Genomic DNA, 1,023 nt, shown 5'->3' on the forward strand with positions numbered 1-1,023 from the left:
CCAAACGGAACAGAAGTAGATCCAGATATGGATGGTACAGCTGGTCCTGATGGAACAGATCCAAACGATCCTTGTGAATACAATGAAGACGATGTTAGTTTACCACAAGGTGGAGATTGGTCATTAGCAGATTGTGATGGTGATGGAGAACCAAATAGTACAGATACAGATCCATTTGATCCATGTGCAGGCGATACAGATATCGTAAACAATCCAATGCCAGGCGATGAGAACTATGATGTATGGGCAGCAGCAGATTGTGATGGTGATGGTGAAACTAATGGAGACGATCCAGCACCATATGATCCATGTGTAGGAGGAGAATTAGCTAATGTTGATTTATCAGACAATAATACAGACTGGTATAATGCCGATTGTGATGGTGATGGTGTACCAAACGGTACGGAAGTAGATCCTGATATGGATGGTACAGCTGGTCCTGATGGAACAGATCCAAACGATCCTTGTGAATACAATGAAGAGGATGTTAGTTTACCACAAGGTGGGGACTGGTCATTAGCAGATTGTGATGGTGATGGAGAACCAAACAGTACAGATACAGATCCATTTGATCCATGTGCTGGCGATACAGATATCGTAACTATTCCAGATCCTGCAGATCCAAACTATTCTGTTTGGGCAGCAGCAGATTGTGATGGCGATGGTGAAACTAATGGAGACGATCCAGCACCATATGATCCATGTGTAGGAGGAGAATTAGCGAATGTTGATTTATCAGATACTAATTCAGATTGGTATATGGCAGATTGTGATGGCGATGGTGTACCAAACGGAACAGAAGTAGATCCAGATATGGATGGTACCGTAGGACCTGATGGAACAGACCCAACCGATCCATGTGATTACAACGTAGCAGATGTTACAGTAACTCCAACTGGAGATTGGTTAACAGCAGATTGTGATGGTGATGGAGAACCAAACAGTACCGATACAGATCCATTTGATCCATGTGCTGGTGATACAGATATCGTAACTATTCCAGATCCTGCAGATCCAAACTAT

1 pseudogene is annotated in these 1,023 nt (G+C 43.1%); it reads left to right on the forward strand.

The annotated features are described in order from the left end of the window. Window positions 1-1,023: pseudogene (locus tag ACVC3Y_RS00155) on the forward strand (hypothetical protein); the annotation flags it as partial.

The sequence above is a fragment of the Lacinutrix cladophorae genome (assembly GCF_053604645.1).